The 19,500-nt window shown below is 62.5% G+C and carries 19 protein-coding genes; all 19 read left to right on the top strand.

What is annotated here, in order from left to right:
• Positions 1 to 8: 8 nt before the first annotated feature.
• The 19 genes from OYT13_RS24540 to cheA all read left to right on the top strand — a co-directional run bounded on the left by OYT13_RS24540 (position 9) and on the right by cheA (position 19,491).
• Positions 9 to 908, top strand: a complete 900-nt coding sequence (locus tag OYT13_RS24540) for a ParB/RepB/Spo0J family partition protein (RefSeq protein ID WP_017233824.1) — start codon at positions 9 to 11, stop codon at positions 906 to 908.
• A gap of 156 nt (positions 909 to 1,064) precedes the next feature.
• Positions 1,065 to 2,180 carry an SLC13 family permease gene (locus OYT13_RS24535; protein WP_017233823.1) on the top strand — a complete coding sequence of 372 codons (1,116 nt, stop codon included), beginning with the start codon at positions 1,065 to 1,067 and terminating at the stop codon, positions 2,178 to 2,180.
• A 244-nt stretch (positions 2,181 to 2,424) separates the two neighbouring features.
• Positions 2,425 to 2,928, top strand: coding sequence for an ATP synthase subunit I (locus tag OYT13_RS24530; protein ID WP_017233822.1), 504 nt, complete (start codon positions 2,425 to 2,427; stop codon positions 2,926 to 2,928).
• Positions 2,929 to 2,997: 69 nt separating this feature from the next.
• Positions 2,998 to 3,846: a F0F1 ATP synthase subunit A gene (gene atpB, locus OYT13_RS24525; RefSeq protein ID WP_017233821.1), complete on the top strand. Its 849-nt coding sequence runs from the start codon at positions 2,998 to 3,000 to the stop codon at positions 3,844 to 3,846.
• Positions 3,847 to 3,931: 85 nt separating this feature from the next.
• Complete coding sequence (gene atpE / locus OYT13_RS24520; protein ID WP_017233820.1) at positions 3,932 to 4,198, top strand: F0F1 ATP synthase subunit C; 267 nt, start codon at positions 3,932 to 3,934, stop codon at positions 4,196 to 4,198.
• A 125-nt stretch (positions 4,199 to 4,323) separates the two neighbouring features.
• A complete protein-coding gene (locus tag OYT13_RS24515; RefSeq protein ID WP_017233819.1) occupies positions 4,324 to 4,794 on the top strand; it encodes a F0F1 ATP synthase subunit B in 471 nt (156 codons plus the stop codon).
• Positions 4,795 to 4,796: 2 nt separating this feature from the next.
• Positions 4,797 to 5,327 carry a F0F1 ATP synthase subunit delta gene (locus tag OYT13_RS24510; RefSeq protein WP_017233818.1) on the top strand — a complete coding sequence of 177 codons (531 nt, stop codon included), beginning with the start codon at positions 4,797 to 4,799 and terminating at the stop codon, positions 5,325 to 5,327.
• Positions 5,328 to 5,377: 50 nt separating this feature from the next.
• Positions 5,378 to 6,919 carry a F0F1 ATP synthase subunit alpha gene (atpA, locus tag OYT13_RS24505; RefSeq protein WP_017233817.1) on the top strand — a complete coding sequence of 514 codons (1,542 nt, stop codon included), beginning with the start codon at positions 5,378 to 5,380 and terminating at the stop codon, positions 6,917 to 6,919.
• 88 nt (positions 6,920 to 7,007) lie between these two features.
• Complete coding sequence (atpG, locus tag OYT13_RS24500) at positions 7,008 to 7,895, top strand: F0F1 ATP synthase subunit gamma (protein WP_026131929.1); 888 nt, start codon at positions 7,008 to 7,010, stop codon at positions 7,893 to 7,895.
• Positions 7,896 to 7,956: 61 nt separating this feature from the next.
• Entirely contained in the window at positions 7,957 to 9,348 is a 1,392-nt protein-coding gene (atpD, locus tag OYT13_RS24495) for a F0F1 ATP synthase subunit beta (protein ID WP_017233815.1), read from the top strand.
• Positions 9,349 to 9,495: 147 nt separating this feature from the next.
• Entirely contained in the window at positions 9,496 to 9,912 is a 417-nt protein-coding gene (locus OYT13_RS24490; RefSeq protein WP_017233814.1) for a F0F1 ATP synthase subunit epsilon, read from the top strand.
• A gap of 393 nt (positions 9,913 to 10,305) precedes the next feature.
• Positions 10,306 to 12,024: an AMP-binding protein gene (locus OYT13_RS24485; RefSeq protein WP_261939556.1), complete on the top strand. Its 1,719-nt coding sequence runs from the start codon at positions 10,306 to 10,308 to the stop codon at positions 12,022 to 12,024.
• A gap of 104 nt (positions 12,025 to 12,128) precedes the next feature.
• Positions 12,129 to 13,340, top strand: coding sequence for a Bcr/CflA family multidrug efflux MFS transporter (locus OYT13_RS24480; RefSeq protein ID WP_017233812.1), 1,212 nt, complete (start codon positions 12,129 to 12,131; stop codon positions 13,338 to 13,340).
• A 565-nt stretch (positions 13,341 to 13,905) separates the two neighbouring features.
• A complete protein-coding gene (gene flhD / locus OYT13_RS24475) occupies positions 13,906 to 14,223 on the top strand; it encodes a flagellar transcriptional regulator FlhD (RefSeq protein ID WP_017233811.1) in 318 nt (105 codons plus the stop codon).
• 65 nt (positions 14,224 to 14,288) lie between these two features.
• On the top strand, positions 14,289 to 14,864 hold the full coding sequence (gene flhC, locus OYT13_RS24470) for a flagellar transcriptional regulator FlhC (RefSeq protein ID WP_268567069.1): 576 nt from the start codon (positions 14,289 to 14,291) through the stop codon (positions 14,862 to 14,864).
• A gap of 173 nt (positions 14,865 to 15,037) precedes the next feature.
• The gene (gene motA, locus OYT13_RS24465; RefSeq protein WP_370364046.1) at positions 15,038 to 15,841 is read left to right on the top strand and encodes a flagellar motor stator protein MotA; all 804 of its coding nucleotides are present in this window, start codon (positions 15,038 to 15,040) and stop codon (positions 15,839 to 15,841) included.
• Between the two features lie 12 nt (positions 15,842 to 15,853).
• On the top strand, positions 15,854 to 16,831 hold the full coding sequence (motB, locus tag OYT13_RS24460) for a flagellar motor protein MotB (RefSeq protein ID WP_017233808.1): 978 nt from the start codon (positions 15,854 to 15,856) through the stop codon (positions 16,829 to 16,831).
• 17 nt (positions 16,832 to 16,848) lie between these two features.
• Positions 16,849 to 17,232 carry a response regulator gene (locus tag OYT13_RS24455; RefSeq protein WP_017233807.1) on the top strand — a complete coding sequence of 128 codons (384 nt, stop codon included), beginning with the start codon at positions 16,849 to 16,851 and terminating at the stop codon, positions 17,230 to 17,232.
• Positions 17,233 to 17,274: 42 nt separating this feature from the next.
• Positions 17,275 to 19,491: a chemotaxis protein CheA gene (gene cheA / locus OYT13_RS24450; protein WP_268567068.1), complete on the top strand. Its 2,217-nt coding sequence runs from the start codon at positions 17,275 to 17,277 to the stop codon at positions 19,489 to 19,491.
• Positions 19,492 to 19,500: the final 9 nt, after the last annotated feature.

Raw genomic sequence — 19,500 nt, 5'->3', positions numbered from 1 at the left:
GCATTCACATGGCGACCAAGACCACCGCACTGAAGAAAAAGGGCCTGGGCCGCGGCCTCGAAGCCCTGCTCGGCGCCCACGCCGATAATCACAACGGCGCGACCGACGCGCGCGCCGACGGCGCACCGTCGGTCATGGCGCTCGAGCGCCTTCAGGCCGGCAAGTATCAGCCTCGCACTCGCATGGATGAGGGCGCACTGCAGGAACTTGCCGCGAGCATTCGCGCGCAGGGCCTGATGCAGCCGATTCTGGTGCGTCCCGTCGATGGTGAGAAGTACGAAATTATTGCGGGCGAGCGACGTTTTCGTGCCGCACGTATCGCCGGACTGGCCGAAGTGCCGGTGCTCGTGCGCGACGTGCCCGACGAAGCCGCCGCCGCGATGGCGCTCATCGAGAATATTCAGCGCGAAGACTTGAATCCGCTTGAAGAAGCGCAAGGCATTCAGCGGCTGCTCGGTGAGTTCAACTACACGCACGAGCAAGCCGCCGAATCGCTTGGCCGCTCGCGCAGCGCGGTGTCGAACCTGTTGCGCCTGCTCAATCTCGCGCATCCCGTGCAGACGATGCTGCTCGCGGGCGATCTCGACATGGGGCACGCGCGTGCGCTGCTCTCCGTCGACGCCGCCACGCAGATCACGCTCGCCAATCAAGTGGTGAACAAGCGTCTTTCGGTGCGCGACACGGAGCGCATCGTCAATGCGTCGCTCAAGCCGCAGGGAGACGGGATTCGTCGTCGCTCGGCGGAAGAGGGCGGTCGCGACGTGACGCGTCTCGAAGAAGAGTTGTCGGATTTGCTCGCGTCGAACGTCAAGATCAAGGTCGGCCGCAAAGGCGCCGGACAACTCACGATTGAATTCGGCAGCCTCGACGCGCTCGACGGCATTCTCGCGCGCATTCGTGCCGAATGACGTCGGTGTGTTGAGCGTCCTCTCGTGAGCGATCCCGCAGGCAAGTCCGTGGAGCCGACGAAGGCGAGCCCGTCGCAGACATCGGCCGTGCCAGCTTCATCGTCATCGGCAGCGTCATCGCCATCGTCACAGCACGGCACCGCAGCAACGCGTGCATTGCGCGCCCTGCGCGCAACCTACGAGCGCGTGCGCGACGATCGCGTGCTGGTCATCCTGCTCGTGGGCTTCGTCGCCTTGCAGATAGCCCGGCCGGCGAGCCTTGGGGACCTGTTCGCACGCATCGATCAGCACACGATTCTCACGCTCGCCGGATTGCTGATGCTCACGCGCGCGATCGATCAGAGCGGCTTCCTCGATTGGCTTGCTCAGCGCTTGCTGCGGGCGTTTCGCACCGAGCGACGTCTCGCGCTGTTGATGGTGGCGTTCGCCGCAGCCCTCTCCACGCTGCTCACCAACGACGTCGCCCTCTTTGCCGTCGTGCCGCTCGCGCAGTCGCTCGCACGCATTGCACCGGTGCGGATTGAACGGCTGATCATCTTCCTCGCGTTGGCGGTCAATGCCGGCTCGAGCCTCACGCCGCTCGGCAATCCGCAGAATCTCTTCCTGTGGCAACACAGTGGCATGGGCTTCGGAGCTTACGTCGTCATGATGACGCCTCTGACGTTGGCGCTCATGGCCGTGTTGCTCGTGACGTGTGCGATGGCGTTCGATTCCCGTGTGCTGCATTTTCAGCGGCGCGGCCCCGCGCATGACGTGCGCTGGCCGTTGCTGTGGGTCGCCCTGGCGCTGTTCGTGGCGTTCGTCGTGCTGGCGGATCACGGCGCTGCCACCTGGGCCTGCGCGGGTGTGGCGGCGGTCCTGCTGGTCGCGCGGCGCAATGCGGTGTTCGGTATCGACTGGTTGCTGCTCGCCATCTTCGTGCTGATGTTCGTGGTGCTGCGCGGTGTGGCCGGGTTACCCGAGGTGCGCGCGACGCTCGGTCAGGTGGATTTGTCCGGATCCGGTATGGCCTATATGGGGGCCGCGGTGCTGTCGCAGGTCATCAGCAACGTTCCCGCCGCGATCCTGCTCGCGGAGTACAGCCACAACTGGCCGGCGCTTGCGCATGGCGCGGCGGTCGGTGGCTTCGGCCTTGCAATCGGTTCGTTAGCCAACCTGATCGCATTGCGCATGGCGAAATCTGACAAGATCTGGTGGCGCTTTCATTGGCTCTCCCTCCCGTTTTATCTGGTGGCACTGTGTGTCGGATATGTTGCCCTCAAATGGGGATAATCGCGCATCGAATGACGTCAAGTCGCAGCGATTGCGCAGCGTTTGGGGCATTTGCCGCGCTGCACCATGAGGAAAATCGGGCTCCTTGAGAGTTGGCGCCAAATCGGAGCATGCACTGCACAATTTCGGCGAATTTGTTGCGTGTTTCGATTGACTGGGGTTCGTAATTTCCCGTAAAATCTCGCGGATTTATCTGCTTGAAGAGCCCATTCGTTTTGCACGAGTCGGGCGGGGAGGCTACGAGATGACCGACGAAAAACGGTCGGACTTGGAACCGAAACCGCAAGCGCCGGCACGTGCAGCATCAGAGGTCTGGGACGACGAGCAGGCGCAAGAAACCATCGTTCCGCTCACACGTGCGCAGGCTGAGCGCCTGTTCGGTCCCGATGTGGGGCGTGTGTCCCGTGTGACTCCATTCAGGGTGGTGGGAGCCCAGGTACTGCTGTCGCTGGTAGCGGCGCTGGCCTGGTGGTTACTCTCGGCATCGCCACGAGACGCGGCGGTGTCCGCATGGCTGGGTGGAATGGTCGGTTGGTTGCCGGGCGCATTGTTTGCGCTGCGGCTAAGAATGTCAGGTGATCGCCTCTCCGTCGGTTCGTTGATGGTGGGAGAGGCGGTCAAGGTAGCAACGACGATTGCGTTGTTTGTGGCCATAGCCTTCGGCTACCCAGGCGTGCACTGGATAGCGTTGCTGGTCACCTTCGTGCTCACGCTCAAAGTCTATTGGCTTGCGATGGCATTGAAGTAGCGGTGAAAACCCGCTCGCGCGTCGACACGCTACCGTGTGCGGATTTTCATAATTGGGTGTTTGATCGCTATGTCATTAGAAGCCGGCCACGCTCCGAGCCCGTCGGAGTACATTTCGCACCACCTGCAAAACCTTGCGAGTTCGACGCAAACCAAGATCGTCGATTTCTCGATCATCAACTGGGACACGATGTTCTGGTCGATCGCAATGGGCGTTCTGGGCTGTTTCGTGCTTTGGTTGGCTGCCCGTAAAGCGTCCTCGGGCGTGCCGAGCCGTTTCCAGGGGGCGGTTGAAATGCTCGTCGAAATGGTGGAAGACCAGTCGAAGAGCATCGTGCACGGCAATCGTGCGTTCATCGCACCGCTGGCGTTGACCGTGTTCGTCTGGGTCGCCCTCATGAACTCGCTGGACTTGCTGCCCGTCGATCTGCCGTCAAAGGTGATCGGGTGGGTCGGCCTGGGCGACATCATTACCCATCACCGCATCGTGCCGACGGCCGATCTGAACGGTACGCTGGGTATTTCCGTCGGCGTGCTGATCCTGATGCTGTACTACAGCTTCAAGATCAAGGGCGCGGGTGGTTTCATGCACGAGTTGTTCACGGCACCGTTCGGTAACCACTTCCTGCTGTGGATCCCGAACCTGCTGCTCAACCTGATCGAATTCTGTGCCAAGACCGTGTCGCTCGGTATGCGACTGTTCGGCAATATGTACGCCGGCGAACTGTTGTTCCTGCTGATCGCTCTGTTGGGCGGCATCTGGAGCTTTGGCGCGGATGCGTCGGTGCTGGGTTTTGTCGGTCACATCATTGCCGGCACCGCATGGGCGATTTTCCACATCCTGATCGTGTTGCTCCAGGCGTTCATCATGATGATGCTCACGCTGGTGTATATCGGCCAGGCGCACGACCATCATTGATGGGTCGTTGCAGGCAGTGACGTGTTTCCCGGTTTCACAGTTTTTCAAATTTAAAGTTTCAAGTCTCTAACCAAAAGGAGTAATCATGCAAGCTTTCATCGCCAACATCCAGGGTCTGACCGCCATCGCTATCGGCATTATCATCGGTCTGGGTGCTATCGGCGCCTGCCTGGGTATCGCGCTGATGGGCGGTAAGTACATCGAAGCGTGCGCCCGTCAGCCCGAGCTGATGAACCCGCTGCAAACGAAGATGTTCCTGCTGGCCGGCCTGATCGATGCGGCATTCCTGATCGGCGTGGGCGTTGCCATGCTGTTCGCGTTCGCGAACCCGCTGCTGTCGAAGCTCGCTTAAGTTTCTTTCGGCCGGTCGCGCAATGATCCGCGCGGCCAACTGGACATGAACGGCGCGCCCAAGCCAGCTGGCACCATGGGGCGCGCTGTTTTGCCAATCGACTCGCATCACCGAAAGGAAACACCGTGAACATAAACGCAACTCTGTTCGCGCAAACCGTCGTGTTTCTGATCCTGGCATGGTTCACGATGAAGTTCGTGTGGCCGCCGCTGATCAAGGCTATCGACGAACGCGCGAAGAAAATCGCTGACGGTCTGGCTGCCGCCGACAAGGGCAAGGCCGAACTGGACGCCGCCAACAAGCGCTCCACGCAAGCCCTCGCGGAAGCCCGCGACGAAGGCGCGAAGCGTATTGCCGACGCCGAGAAGCGTGCTCAGGCCGTGGCCGACGAAATCAAGGCCCAGGCGCAAGCCGAAGCCGCCCGAATCATCGCCAACGCCAAAGCCGAAGCCGAGAATCAGGCCGTCAAGGTCCGTGAATCGCTGCGCGAAGACGTTGCCGGTCTGGCTGTCAAGGGCGCCGAGCAGATCCTGAAGCGTGAAGTTGACGCCAAGGCCCATGCCGACCTGCTGAACCAACTCAAGGCAGAGCTCTGATCATGGCCGAACTCGCAACCATCGCTCGTCCGTACGCCGAAGCGCTGTTCCGCGTGGCCAAGACCGGCGACCTGAATCGCTGGTCGGGGCTGGTGCGCGAACTGGCGCAAGTGGCAGCGCTGTCCGAAGTGGCCAATCTGGCCGACGATCCGAAAATCACGCCGGCGCAAGTGGTCGATGTGCTGACCGCGGCCGTGAAATCGACCGACGCCGAAGTGCGCAACTTCGTCGCCGCTGTGGTCGAGAACGGCCGTCTGGCCGCCATGCCGGAGATCGCCGAACAGTTTGAAGCGTTGAAGAACGCTGCCTCCGGTTCGGCGGATGCCACGATCGAAAGCGCCTTCCCGCTCGAAGGCGAGCAACTGACCTCTCTGGTCAAGGGCCTCGAGCACAAGTTCGGCTGCAAGCTCAACGCGAGCGTGACGGTAGACCCGTCGCTCATCGGTGGCGTGCGTGTGGTGGTTGGCGACGAGGTGCTGGACACTTCGGTGCGCGCCCGCCTGGCAGCTATGCGGACGTCGCTGACGGCCTGAGGCCGGCGCGATACGACTGCGACGGCAAGAATTGAATATCAGGAGCACATATGCAACTCAATCCCTCTGAAATCAGCGAACTGATCAAGAGCCGGATTCAAGGTCTCGAGAGCGGCGCCGAAGTCCGTAACGAAGGCACCGTGATCTCGGTGACTGACGGTATCTGCCGCATCCATGGCCTGTCGGACGTGATGCAGGGCGAAATGCTGGAATTCCCGGGCAATACGTTCGGTCTGGCACTGAACCTCGAGCGCGACTCCGTCGGCGCCGTGATTTTGGGCGAATACGAGCACATCTCGGAAGGCGACACCGTCAAGTGCACGGGCCGCATTCTGGAAGTGCCGGTCGGCCCGGAACTGAAGGGCCGCGTCGTTGACGCACTGGGCCAGCCGATCGACGGCAAGGGTCCGATCAACGCCAAGCTCACCGACGCCATCGAAAAAATCGCCCCGGGCGTGATCTGGCGTAAGTCGGTGTCGCAACCGGTGCAGACCGGTATCAAGGCAATCGACGCCATGGTGCCGATCGGCCGCGGCCAGCGTGAGCTGATCATTGGTGACCGTCAGACGGGTAAGACCGCTGTGGCCATCGACGCGATCATCTCGCAGAAGGGCAAGGGCATGACCTGCGTGTACGTCGCCATCGGTCAGAAGGCCTCGTCGATCATGAACGTGGTGCGCAAGCTCGAAGAGCACGGCGCGATGGAATACACGATCATCGTGACGGCAACGGCGTCGGACTCGGCGGCCATGCAGTTCATCGCACCGTACGCCGGCTGCACGATGGGCGAGTACTTCCGCGATCGCGGCGAAGACGCGCTGATCATTTATGACGACTTGACCAAGCAAGCCTGGGCCTATCGTCAGATTTCGCTGCTGCTGCGCCGTCCGCCGGGCCGTGAAGCCTACCCGGGCGACGTGTTCTATCTCCACTCGCGTCTGCTCGAGCGTGCGGCGCGTGTCTCGGAAGAGTACGTCGAGAAGTTCACCAACGGCCAAATCAAGGGCCAGAGCGGTTCGCTGACCGCCCTGCCGGTGATTGAAACGCAAGCCGGCGACGTGACCGCCTTCGTTCCGACGAACGTGATTTCGATTACCGACGGCCAGATCTTCCTGGAAACCGACCTCTTCAACGCGGGTATCCGTCCGGCAATCAACGCCGGTATCTCGGTGTCGCGTGTGGGTGGTGCGGCGCAGACCAAGGTCATCAAGAAGCTGTCGGGCGGTATCCGTACCGACCTCGCACAGTACCGTGAGCTGGCTGCGTTCGCGCAGTTCGCCTCCGACCTGGACGAAGCGACCCGCAAGCAGCTCGAGCGCGGCCGCCGCGTGACGGAACTGCTCAAGCAGCCGCAGTACCAGCCGCTGCAGGTCTGGGAACTGGCCACGTCGCTGTTTGCCGCCAACAACGGCTATCTGGACGACCTCGAAGTCTCCCAGGTCCTGTCGTTCGAAAAGGGTCTGCGCGAAGTTCTGAAGACCAGCCACGGCGCGCTCATCGGCCGTATCGAAGAGACCAAAGATCTCTCGAAGGACGACGAAGCCGCCCTGCACGCTGCGATCAAGGACTTCAAGCAGACCGGCGCTTACTAATCCGGTTGAATCGGTAACTATTCAACGGACCCGGGAAGGCGCGATGTTCAGCCAACAGCGAACGTCGCGCCGAGACAAGGAGTAAGCAATGGCTGGAATGAAGGAAATTCGCGGCAAGATCAAGAGCGTGCAAAACACGCGCAAGATCACCAAGGCCATGGAAATGGTGGCCGCGTCGAAGATGCGCCGCGCGCAGGAACGCATGCGTCATGCCCGGCCGTACGCTGACAAGGTGCGCCAGATCGCCGCGCATATGGGCCAGGCGAATCCGGAATACCACCACCCGTTCATGGTGAAGCATGCCGACGCGAAAGCGGCCGGCTTCATCGTGGTGACGACGGACAAGGGTCTGTGCGGCGGCTTGAACACCAACGTGCTGCGTGCCGTGGTGGCCAAGATGAAGGACATCGAAGCGCAAGGCCTGAAGATCGAGGCCACTGCCATCGGCAGCAAGGGCTTCGGTTTCCTGAACCGTATCGGCGCGAAGGTGGTATCGCATGTCGTGCAACTGGGCGACACGCCACATCTGGACAAGTTGATCGGCGCAGTGAAGCTGCAGCTCGATGCGTACGCCGAAGGCAAGCTCGACGCCGTGTATCTGGCCTACAACCGCTTCGTCAACACGATGAAGCAGGAAGCCGTGGTCGAACAACTGCTGCCGCTGCCCGAGAAGTTCGAGGGTGCGTCGGACGACGCGAGCGCAGTGCCGGCACAGCATTCGTGGGACTACATCTACGAACCGGATGCGAAGACGGTCGTCGATGCCCTGTTGGTGCGTTACGTCGAAGCTGTCGTGTACCAGGCTGTCGCAGAGAACATGGCGTCGGAACAGTCCGCCCGTATGGTGGCCATGAAGGCCGCATCGGACAACGCGAAGACCGTGATCGGTGAATTGCAGATGATCTACAACAAGGGTCGTCAAGCCGCGATTACGAAGGAACTGTCCGAAATCGTGGGTGGCGCCGCCGCAGTCTAAGCGGTGGCACGGGCCGATGCGCCGCAAGGCGAAATGAATTTGAGTATCTAAAGGAAAAGCGATGAGTACTGCTTTGATTGAAGGCAAAATCGTACAGTGCATCGGCGCCGTTATCGACGTGGAATTCCCGCGCGAAAGCATGCCGAAGATCTACGACGCGCTCACCATGGAAGGGTCGGAACTGACGCTCGAAGTCCAGCAACAGCTGGGCGACGGCGTGGTTCGTACCATCTGTCTGGGTTCCTCCGAAGGCCTGCGCCGCGGCATGACGGTGCAAAACACCGGTCTGCCGATCACGGTGCCGGTCGGCAAGCCGACGCTGGGTCGCATCATGGACGTGCTGGGCCGTCCGATCGACGAAGCCGGTCCGATCGCCAAGGAACACACCCGTTCGATTCACCAGAAGGCACCGGCGTTCGACGAACTGTCGCCGTCGACCGAACTGCTCGAAACCGGCATCAAGGTGATCGACCTGATCTGCCCGTTCGCCAAGGGCGGTAAGGTGGGTCTGTTCGGTGGCGCCGGTGTGGGCAAGACCGTGAACATGATGGAACTCATCAATAACATCGCCAAGGAACACGGCGGTTATTCGGTGTTTGCCGGCGTGGGCGAGCGTACCCGTGAAGGGAACGACTTCTACCACGAAATGAAGGACTCGAACGTTCTGGACAAGGTCGCACTGGTGTACGGCCAGATGAACGAGCCGCCGGGCAACCGTCTGCGCGTCGCGCTGACCGGTCTGACGATGGCCGAGCACTTCCGTGACGAAGGTCGCGACGTGCTGTTCTTCGTGGACAACATCTACCGTTTCACGCTGGCCGGTACCGAAGTCTCGGCACTGCTCGGTCGTATGCCGTCCGCCGTGGGCTATCAGCCGACGCTGGCGGAAGAAATGGGTAAGCTGCAAGAGCGTATTACGTCGACCAAGACCGGCTCGATCACGTCGGTGCAAGCCGTGTACGTGCCTGCCGATGACTTGACCGACCCGTCGCCGGCCACCACCTTCGGTCACTTGGACGCCACCGTCGTTCTGTCGCGTGACATCGCCTCGCTGGGTATCTACCCGGCCGTCGATCCGCTCGACTCGACCTCGCGTCAGATCGACCCGAACGTGATTGGCGAAGAGCACTACACGGTGACCCGCCGCGTGCAATCGACGCTGCAGCGTTACAAGGAACTGCGCGACATTATCGCGATTCTGGGCATGGACGAACTGTCGCCGGACGACAAGCTCGCCGTGGCCCGTGCGCGTAAGATTCAGCGTTTCCTGTCGCAGCCGTTCCACGTGGCCGAAGTGTTCACGGGTTCGCCGGGCAAGTACGTTCCGCTCAAGGAAACGATCCGCGGCTTCAAGATGATCGTCGATGGCGAGTGCGACCACCTGCCGGAACAGGCGTTCTACATGGTTGGCACGATCGACGAAGCGTTCGAAAAAGCCAAGAAGATGCAGTAAACGGTTGAGTGCCGGGCGACGGCGGGGTCTCGCGAGAGACGCCACCGCTCGCCGGCAGGTGACTGTTGCGGGGCGGGGTAGCGAAGCGAGGACGGCAATGTTCGGACTGGCGCGCCTGCCGCTTCATCACACTCAACGGGAGCGATTATGGCAACCATTCAAGTAGACGTCGTCAGCGCCGAAGCGCAGATCTTCTCCGGTCCGGCGCGCTTTGTGGCGCTGCCTGGCGAAGCCGGCGAACTGGGCATTTTGCCCGGCCACACGCCGCTGATCACGCGCATCAAGCCGGGCGCGGTGCGTATCGAGGACGAGGCAGGGAACGAGGACTTCGTCTTCGTGGCCGGCGGCATTCTCGAAGTGCAACCGGGTACGGTGACCGTGCTCGCGGATACCGCAATTCGCGGCAAGGATTTGGACGAGGCCAAGGCTGCCGAAGCCAAGCGCCGTGCCGAAGAAGCGCTGTCGAACAAGGATTCGAACATCGAGTATGCGACTGCCCAAGCCGAACTGGCCGAAGCCATCGCCCAACTCGCTGCGATCCAGAAGTTCCGCAAGGTGAAGTAACGCCGCATGGCTGCGGCGACGGCCTCATGGTCGGCGCTGTACTCCATGCTCGCCGTAGTGCAACGAAGGTCATCTTTGCAACGACCATCGCCACGCCGCGGCCAAAAGCCCCATGCATGCAAGTGCGTGGGGCTTTTGTTTTGTCCGCGCATGTCCGCCGCCCGGGGGCACCGCGTGCCCACCGCCCCGCGTATTCTTCGCCCAACTCAGGGCCATCCCCACTCGTGCCGTTGCCAGAATTCCGTTAACGTAAACGTCAAGTCAGCATCGCGCGCTATTGTTATGACTAGCGCCCCCGTCGCTCGATGAGACGACAACAGGCGGGCCATTCACGCGGGCGAGCGCCGGACATCAGCATTTCACCCCTTCAGCATTGCTTCAGGAGACAAGCGCATGGAAAGCCGGGAAGATTCGGGCGTTGTACCTCGTAATGGACTGTCGTATGTGAAGGGTGACACCACCATTCCGCTATCGACGTTGACGGTGTTCGGTCTGCTCGCCGAGACAGCGGCGAAGTATCCAGAGCGGCAGGCCGTCGTGTTCCGTGAGCAGGGCGTGGATTGGACGTGGCGGGAATTCATCGCGCATGTGGATACGTTTGCCTCCGGGCTGATGTCGTTGGGCCTGAAGCAGGGCGATCGCGTGGGCATCTGGTCGCCGAACCGTGTGGAGTGGCTGGTCACGCAGTTCGCCACGGCACGGATCGGTTTGATTCTGGTGAACATCAATCCGGCGTACCGGCTGGCCGAACTCGAATACGCGATCAACAAGGTCGGATGTAAAGCGCTCATCGCGGCGGAGTCCTTCAAGACGTCGCGGTATCTCGACATGCTCAACACGCTCGCGCCCGAGCTGGCAGAGAGTTCTCCCGGTCAACTGCACTCGGCGAAGCTGCCGACGCTGCGCACCGTCATTCGCATGGGCTCGGGCGTGACGCCGGGCATGATGAATTACAGCGACGTGGTCACGCTCGGTGCGGATGCCGATCTCGACGCGCTGCGCGAGATCACCGATGGGCTCGATTGCTTCGACGCCATCAATATCCAGTTCACGAGCGGTACCACCGGCAACCCGAAGGGCGCCACGCTCACGCATCACAACATCGTCAACAACGGCCGTTACATCGCCATGGCGATGCGCTTCTCGGAGCATGACAGCTTGTGCATTCCGGTGCCGTTCTACCACTGTTTCGGCATGGTGCTGGCAGTGCTCGCCTGCGTGTCGACCGGGGCGACGATGGTGTTCCCGGGCGAGGCGTTCGACCCGAAGGCGACGATGGCCGCGGTGTCGGAAGAGCGCTGCACCGCATTGCACGGCGTGCCGACAATGTTCATCGCCCAGCTCGATCATCCGGACTTTGACATCTACCGGTTCGATACCTTGCGCACGGGCATCATGGCTGGCTCGCCGTGCCCGATCGAGACGATGAAGCGCGTGATCAGCCAAATGCACATGCACGAAGTTACGATTGCCTACGGCATGACGGAAACGAGTCCCGTGTCGTTCCAGACCACGACCACCGATCCGCTCGAGAAGCGCGTGACGACCGTCGGGCGCGTGCAGCCGCACCTCGAAGTGAAACTCGTGGATGCTGCCGGGGAGATCGTGCCGGTGGGCGAAAAGGGCGAACTTTGCACGAAGGGCTACTCGGTGATGCAGGGCTATTGGGACGACGAGCCGCGCACGCGTGAGGCGATCCGCGACGGCTGGATGCACACGGGCGATCTGGCCACGATCGACGAGGAAGGCTATTGCAATATCGTCGGCCGCGTAAAGGACATGCTCATTCGCGGGGGAGAGAACATCTACCCGCGCGAGATCGAGGAGTTCCTGTTCCGTCACCCGAAGGTGCAGGCGGTGCAGGTGTTCGGCGTGCCGGATGCGAAGTATGGCGAGGAAGTGTGCGCCTGGATCATTCTCAAACCGGGACAGAGCGCGACGGAAGACGATATCCGCGCCTTCTGCCAGGATCAGATCGCGCATTACAAGATTCCACGCTACATCCGCTTCGTGACCGAGATGCCGATGACGATCACGGGCAAGGTGCAGAAGTTCGTCATGCGCGAGCAGATGGTCGAATCGCTGGGACTGTCGGAAGCGAAGACAGCCTGACCGCCGCCGGGTCGGGGCCCGCGTGAATGGCGGGCCCTTGCTTATTTCTTGAGCGCGCCCGGGGGCAATGCCGTATGATTCGGGATTACCCTAGGTTTCGCGCCATGCCTGCCCACACCTTCCGCACGGTTTTCGTTCTCGGCATTCTGTCGGCCATCGGCTCGCTGTCGATCGACATGTATCTGCCCGCGCTGCCGAGCATTGCACGCGAATTGAATACGACGGACGCGGCAGCGCAATTCTCGCTGGCGTCGTTCTTTATTGGTCTCGGGCTGGGCCAGTTGCTGCACGGGCCGCTGGCCGACCGTTACGGGCGCAAGCGGCCGCTCTACGCCGGTCTGGCGCTCTATACCATCGCGTCGGCCGGTTGTGCGCTCGCCACGAATATCGAGACGCTGATTGTCTGTCGCTTCATTCAGGCGGTGGGCGGCTGCGCATGCTTTGTGATCGCCCGTGCGATGGCGCGCGACCTGTTTGACACGAGCACCGTGGCGCGTGTGCTGTCGCGCATGACGCTCATCATGGGCGCGGCCCCGATCCTCGCACCGCTGATCGGCGGGCAAGTCCTGCTGGTCGTCGGCTGGCGCTGGATCTTCTGGGGCCTGACGGTGTTCGGCGCGCTGTGTTTCGCGATGTCCGTCTATTGGCTGCCGGAGACGCGCGCGGCTGCAAAACAGGCTCGCCATTGGCTCGCTACGGCGTGGCACAACTACGGCGCACTCGTGCGCGACCGCGAATTCATGGGCAATGCGCTTGCGGGGGGCATCTCCCAGGCGGGGATGTTCGCCTACATCACCGGCTCGCCCTTCGTGTTCATCAATCTGTACGGCGTCGACCCTGCGCACTACGGCTGGCTTTTCGGGCTGAACGCGTGCGGCATCATTGCCGGCTCGCAGGTCAACGCCCACCTGTTGCGCAAGCGCCGTCCGGCCGATGTGCTGCGTCGAACCAACAATCTGGTCGCCGTGCTGGGATTGTTGATGCTGGCGGTGGCGGCGCTCAAGCTCGGTGGACTGGTCGGGTTGATGGTGCCGCTGTTCGCCTATGTCACGAGCCTGGGCTTTTCCCAGCCGAATGCGGTGGCCGAAGCGCTGAACCGGCAGCATCAACGCGCCGGGGCCGCATCGGCCCTGCTGGGCGCGCTGCAATTCCTCGCCGCCGCGAGCGCGGGGGCCGCGGTCGGTCTGATGCACGCCCGCTCGGCGGTGCCGATGGCGGCCGTCATGGCCGTGTGCGGTGTGCTGTCTTGGTGTCTCCACACGGTACTGATCCGCCGCGCGGCCCGGGCGTTGCCCCCCGCTGCCGGACCGGCTTGATCCCGCGCTCCGCGCTACTTCGCCGCAAGTCGCGAACGCCGCCGCACCCGGCATCATCGAGTGTTGGAATCCCGCCACACTGGGAAGGGCACGAAAGACACTCGAGCGCCAATGCCGAAGATTTTCGGGGAACCGATGCGCGAAATTGTCTTCCAATCCTGACATTCGATACGCGTCATGCCCACCTGTAACAGTTTGTAATTGGACTGTTCGTGCGCCGGCGCGATAGGCAAAGTGCGATGCATAGCCCTCCTGCAAAGCCCCCGGAAATTTTTTGCAAGAATGGCTAAAGTTCGGCACCCGCTTGCCGAAATACAGTCGAGTAGTAAAGCGCAGCTTCATGACGTCTTCGTGACGCTGACATGATTTCGCCACGATCGCTATCCCCAGGCGTGTCGAGGGGGCCGCTTGCGCCCCGTCTGTAGGAAAAATTCCTACAAATAACTTCCGCTTTTCTCACCGCCCCACGTAGTTTTTCTCCGATTTCTTTATCTTTCGCCCTTGTCCACAATGCGAGGGACTAGGCAGTCGTACGCCAGATCCATCCATTGCGCCGGGGGGCCGCATGCGAAACAGCGAAACACTCAATGAGATTCGTGAATTGAATCTCTCTTATCTCGTCCTGGCTCAGCGCCTGATCCGTGAGGATCGTGCCGCGGCAATGTTCCGCATGGGGATCAGCGACCAACTGGCCGACGTGCTCGGCCGTCTCACATTGGCTCAACTCGTCAAATTCGCGGGGTCGAACCAGCTTCTGTGTCGATTTCGCTTCGACGACCACGTAATGCTGTCGAGTCTTACGCACAGTGCGAAAGACGTGGGTATGCAGCAGTCGCACGCTTCGATTCTGTTGGCGGGGCAACCCGTCGAGCAGATCGGCTAAGCACGCCACGCACGCTACGCCGCCCGGTGGGCGGCGCTTCGCGTGACTTGCCAGGAAGTTTGCCCATGCGTACCAAAAGCGTCGTTCTCGAGGCCCGTGAAATTCAGTTGGCCATCGAGCTGATTGAACTCGGCGCCCGCCTCCAATTGTTGGAAGCTGAAACGAGCCTGAGCCGTGACCGGCTCATCAAACTCTACAAAGAACTCAAGGGGGCATCGCCGCCCAAGGGCATGCTGCCGTTCTCGACCGATTGGTTCGTGACGTGGTTGCCGAACATCCATTCGTCGCTTTTCCACAATATCTATCGCCACCTCGTGCAGCACGGCGGGTGCCAGGGCATCGAAGCCATCGTCAAGGCGTACCGCCTGTACATGGAGCACGTGGAGATGCATGACTGGGAAGCGGTGCTCGGGTTTACACGCGCGTGGACGCTCGTTCGCTTCTTCGACAGCAAGATGTTGCAAATGACGCCGTGCACGCGCTGCGGCGGACATTTCGTCACGCACGCCCATGAGCCGCATGGCCAGTACGTTTGCGGACTTTGCCAGCCCCCGTCGCGCGCCGGCAAGACCCGCAAGGCGAAGCATGCGCCCGCGGCCGATCTGGCGCCGGTCACCGAAATTTCTCCATTGGCCGCCTAGGCAAGCCTACGTCACGAGGTCGCACCCCCTACAGTTTCCCTGCGTGTCTGCCGTTAAGCCCTCTGAACAGGACGGACAATTTTCCGTAGACGTATTTTTGCGAGAGGTATCCGGCAGTGCTTGTCGTCATTGGTTACATCATCGTTCTGGCATCGGTCTTTGGCGGTTTCGTCATGGGCGGAGGCCACTTGGGCGCGCTGTTTCAGCCGACCGAGCTGCTGATCATCGGTGGCGCGGGCATCGGCTCGTTCGTGGTGGGCAACAACAGCAAGGCGATCAAGGCGACGATGAAGGCGCTGCCGATGCTGTTCAAGGGCTCGAAATACACCAAGGATCTGTACATGGAGCTGATGGCGCTCCTGTACGTGCTGCTCGCGAAAGCGCGCAAGGACGGCATGCTCGCCATCGAAGGCGACGTGGAAGACCCGGCATCGAGCCCGGTGTTCTCGCAATATCCGCGCATTCTCGGCGAGCCGCGCATCATGGAATTCCTCACCGACTACCTGCGCCTGATGGTCAGCGGCAACATGAACGCGTTCGAGATCGAGAACCTGATGGATCACGAAATCGAAACGTACCGTCATGAAGGCGAAGTCCCCGCGCACTGTCTGCAGAAGACGGGCGACGCCATGCCCGCTTTCGGTATCGTGGCGGCCGTGATGGGCGTGGTGCACACGATGGCGTCGGCCGACCAGCCGCCGGCGGTGTTGGGCGCGCTGATCGCCCAGGCCCTCGTGGGCACGTTCCTCGGCATTTTGCTCGCCTACGGCTTCATCTCGCCGCTGGCGCAGCTCATCGAACACCGCATCAACGAATCCGTGAAGCTCTACGAGTGCATCAAGGTCACGCTGCTCGCCAGCCTGAACGGTTACGCGCCGGCACTCTCGGTCGAGTTCGGCCGCAAGGTGCTGTATTCCACCGTCCGTCCGTCGTTCGCCGAGCTCGAAGAGCACGTGCGACAGGTCAAGGCACGCTGACGGGCCGCAGCAATGAGCGAGAAAGAAGAGCGGCCCATCATCGTCAAGCGCCGCGCGCGCAGCGCGCACGGCCATCACGGCGGCGCGTGGAAGATTGCGTACGCCGACTTCATGACGGCGATGATGGCGTTCTTCTTGCTGATGTGGCTGCTCAGTTCGGCGACGAGCAAGGAGCTGACGGGGATTGCCGAATACTTCCGCACGCCGCTCATGGTCGCGCTCTCCGGCGGACATAACGCGGCCGACAATAGCGGTGTCATTCCCGGTGGCGGCCCCGACACGACCCGCACCGACGGCCAGAAATCGCGCGGCGATCAAGCCAGATCGCGTCAGGCGATGTCGGCCGAGCTGGCCGAGCGGGCCGAAGCGCAGCGTTTGCGCGAACTCAAGGCGCGCATCGAGAAGGCAATCGAGAACAATCCTACGCTCAAGCAGTTCCGCAAGCAGTTGCTCATCGACGTGACGACCGAGGGCTTGCGCATTCAGATCGTGGACGACCAGAACCGGCCGATGTTCGCCAACGCGAGCGCGCAGGTGCAGCCGTATATGCGTGACATCCTGCGCGAGATCGGCAAGTCGCTCAACGACATGCCGAACCGCATCAGCCTGTCGGGCCACACCGATGCCACCGCCTACGCACAGGGCGACAAGAGCTACAGCAACTGGGAGTTGTCGGCCGATCGCGCGAACGCGTCGCGTCGCGAACTGATTGCCGGCGGTCTCGACGGCGAAAAGGTGCTGCGCGTGGTGGGCCTGGCGTCCACCGTGCCGCTCGATCGCGACAACGCGTACAACCCGATCAATCGCCGCATCAGCATCATCGTGCTCAATCGACGCGCAGAGCAGTCGGTCAAGCGCGAGGCCGACCAACCGACGATCGACGCAGCGAACGCCCGCGGCGCCGGCAGCGATGCCGTGAACGCCCTCATCAACGGCGAGCTGCCGGCACCGCCTGCTCCCCCGGCGGCACCCGACGCCGCTCTGCGATAACGGACAAGAGGAGACGCATGCAGGCCCTTCGAAACACGATTCTCGCCGTCGACGATTCTGCGTCGATGCGTCAGATACTGGCGGCCACGCTTGACGAGGCCGGCTACGCCGTGACGACTGCCCGCGACGGGCAGGAGGCCCTGGCGCTGGCGTCGAACGCGGCGTTCGATCTGGTGCTGACCGACCAGCACATGCCTGGCATGGACGGCCTGTCGCTCATTCGCGCGCTGCGCGAACTCGACACGTTTGCCCAAACGCCGATTCTGGTGCTCACCACCGAAGTCGACGGCGCGTACAAAGCCGCGGCGCGCGAAGCGGGCGCCAGCGGCTGGCTGATCAAACCGGTCGACCCCGAGGCATTGGTCGACGTAGTGGGCTCGCTCGTCGGCGAAGGCGCATGACGATGTCGTCGATGGCACAACCAAGTTAGGACGAGGAAATCGGTGGATATCACCCAGTTCTACCAGACCTTTTTCGATGAAGCGGAAGAGTTGCTCGCCGAGATGGAGCATCTTCTGCTCGCGCTCGATATCAATGCACCCGATAACGAGCAGCTCAATGCGATCTTCCGTGCGGCCCACTCGATCAAGGGCGGCGCCGCGACGTTCGGCTTCACCGCGCTCACCGAGACCACTCACCTGCTGGAAAACCTGCTGGACCGCGCGCGCCGCGGCGAATTGCAGTTGCGCACCGAGATGGTCGACACCTTCCTGGAAACCAAAGACGTGTTGCATCAACAGTTGAATGCCTACCGCGCCTCCAGTGAGCCCGATGCCGAGGCGATGAAGCGCATCTGCGCAGTGCTCCAGCAGCTCGCCGCGGAGGAAAGCGGCGCGCCTGCCCCTGCGGCCGCACCGGCTGCGCCGGTACCCTCCGCAGCGCCAGCCGCGCCAGCCGCCCCCGAAGCCGCTGCCGGGCCGGCGACGGACGCGAGCGGCGCGCCCGCAAGCGCTGTCCCGCCGGGCCAGACGCGTCTGAAGGTCACGCTCACCGGCGTGGGCGAGAAGGATCAGACGTTGCTCGCGGAAGAACTGGGCAACCTGGGCGACGTGGCTGGCCGCCAGTCGAGCGGCGACACGCTGCACCTGTGGCTCGATACCACGTGCGGCGCCGACGACATTCTCGCGGTGTGCTGCTTCGTGATCGAGCCGTCGCAGATCGACGTGCAGGACGCGGCGACGGCGGCCGCGGCGATGGCCGCCGCGGCACCGGTCGAGCCGACGGTGGCCGCCCCGGTCCAGACCTCGGAAATCTTTGCTCCGGCGCCGGTCGTCGCGACACCGATCGAAGTGCCGGTCGCCGCCCCGGTGGCGGCGGCGGCCCAGGAGGCACCGGTGCCGCCGCCTGCGGCCGAGCCGATCATCGTGCCGCCTGAGGCGCCCGCCGCGCATGCCGGCGCTGGCGGTGGTGGCAATGGGGCGCATCCTCCGGCAGAGAAGCGCGTGGCCGCACCGGCAGGCGGCGCGGCCGGACACGAGAACAGTTCGATTCGCGTGGGCGTGGAGAAGGTCGATCAGCTCATCAACCTGGTGGGCGAGCTGGTGATTACGCAGGCGATGCTCGCGCAAACGGCGAGCAGCCTCGATCCGATGCTTCACGATCGCCTGTTCAACGGCATGGGCCAGCTCGAGCGCAATGCGCGCGACCTGCAAGAGGCCGTGATGTCCATCCGCATGATGCCGATGGATTACGTATTCTCGCGCTTCCCGCGCCTGGTGCGCGACCTCGCGACCAAGCTGGGCAAGCAGATCGAACTCGTCACGTTCGGTCAGGCGACCGAACTCGACAAGAGCCTGATCGAGCGCATCATCGATCCGCTCACGCACCTCGTGCGCAACAGCCTCGATCACGGCATCGAGACGACGGAGCTGCGCCTGGCCTCGGGCAAGGACCCGGTCGGTCAGCTCGTGCTGTCCGCGGCGCATCAGGGCGGCAACATCGTGATCGAAGTGAGCGACGACGGCGCGGGCCTGCGTCGCGAAAAGATCCTTGCCAAGGCCCAGCAGCAGGGGCTGCCGGTCTCGGACTCGATGTCCGACGAAGACGTGTGGCAACTGATCTTCATGCCGGGCTTCTCCACCGCCGAGGCGATCACCGACGTGTCGGGCCGCGGCGTGGGCATGGACGTCGTCAAGCGCAACATCCAGCAGATGGGCGGGCACGTGGAGATTCTGTCCACGCGCGGCAAGGGCACCACGATCCGCATCGTGCTGCCGCTCACGCTCGCGATTCTCGACGGCATGTCCGTCAAGGTCGGACCGGAGATCTTCATTCTGCCGCTGAACTTCGTGATGGAGTCGCTGCAGCCGCGTCGCGACGACATTCGCGCCGTGACCGGCGAAGGTCAGGTCGTGCTGGTGCGCGGCGAGTACCTGCCGCTCGTCGAGCTTTACCGCGCGTTCGACGTGCCGGAGGCGCGCGCCGATCCCACGCAGGGCATCATCGTGATCCTTCAGGCCGAAGGCCGCCGCTTTGCGCTGCTCGTCGACGAACTGGTCGGTCAGCAGCAAGTCGTGGTGAAGAATCTCGAAACCAATTACCGCCGTATTCACGGTATTTCCGCCGCCACCATCATGGGTGACGGCAGTGTGGCATTGATCGTCGACGTGGCGGCGCTTCAGCGCGGCCAGCGCTCGGCGGCCGCCACCATCTTCAACTGAAGTCGGAGA

Source organism: Pandoraea sp. XJJ-1 (assembly GCF_026802345.1).
Classification (GTDB): domain Bacteria; phylum Pseudomonadota; class Gammaproteobacteria; order Burkholderiales; family Burkholderiaceae; genus Pandoraea; species Pandoraea cepalis.
Note: the sequence above shows the minus strand (reverse complement) of the source record. Positions and strands in the feature narration are given on the sequence as shown.

Coding starts and splice junctions, on each gene's coding strand:
- OYT13_RS24480 (WP_017233812.1), top strand. CDS start 12,129: ATGCCTGCCCACACCTTCCGCACGGTTTTCGTTCTCGGCATTCTGTCG.
- OYT13_RS24490 (WP_017233814.1), top strand. CDS start 9,496: ATGGCAACCATTCAAGTAGACGTCGTCAGCGCCGAAGCGCAGATCTTC.
- flhC (WP_268567069.1), top strand. CDS start 14,289: ATGCGTACCAAAAGCGTCGTTCTCGAGGCCCGTGAAATTCAGTTGGCC.
- OYT13_RS24485 (WP_261939556.1), top strand. CDS start 10,306: ATGGAAAGCCGGGAAGATTCGGGCGTTGTACCTCGTAATGGACTGTCG.
- atpE (WP_017233820.1), top strand. CDS start 3,932: ATGCAAGCTTTCATCGCCAACATCCAGGGTCTGACCGCCATCGCTATC.
- atpD (WP_017233815.1), top strand. CDS start 7,957: ATGAGTACTGCTTTGATTGAAGGCAAAATCGTACAGTGCATCGGCGCC.
- OYT13_RS24510 (WP_017233818.1), top strand. CDS start 4,797: ATGGCCGAACTCGCAACCATCGCTCGTCCGTACGCCGAAGCGCTGTTC.
- flhD (WP_017233811.1), top strand. CDS start 13,906: ATGCGAAACAGCGAAACACTCAATGAGATTCGTGAATTGAATCTCTCT.
- OYT13_RS24540 (WP_017233824.1), top strand. CDS start 9: ATGGCGACCAAGACCACCGCACTGAAGAAAAAGGGCCTGGGCCGCGGC.
- motA (WP_370364046.1), top strand. CDS start 15,038: ATGGGCGGAGGCCACTTGGGCGCGCTGTTTCAGCCGACCGAGCTGCTG.
- atpB (WP_017233821.1), top strand. CDS start 2,998: ATGTCATTAGAAGCCGGCCACGCTCCGAGCCCGTCGGAGTACATTTCG.
- motB (WP_017233808.1), top strand. CDS start 15,854: ATGAGCGAGAAAGAAGAGCGGCCCATCATCGTCAAGCGCCGCGCGCGC.
- OYT13_RS24455 (WP_017233807.1), top strand. CDS start 16,849: ATGCAGGCCCTTCGAAACACGATTCTCGCCGTCGACGATTCTGCGTCG.
- OYT13_RS24530 (WP_017233822.1), top strand. CDS start 2,425: ATGACCGACGAAAAACGGTCGGACTTGGAACCGAAACCGCAAGCGCCG.
- atpA (WP_017233817.1), top strand. CDS start 5,378: ATGCAACTCAATCCCTCTGAAATCAGCGAACTGATCAAGAGCCGGATT.
- atpG (WP_026131929.1), top strand. CDS start 7,008: ATGGCTGGAATGAAGGAAATTCGCGGCAAGATCAAGAGCGTGCAAAAC.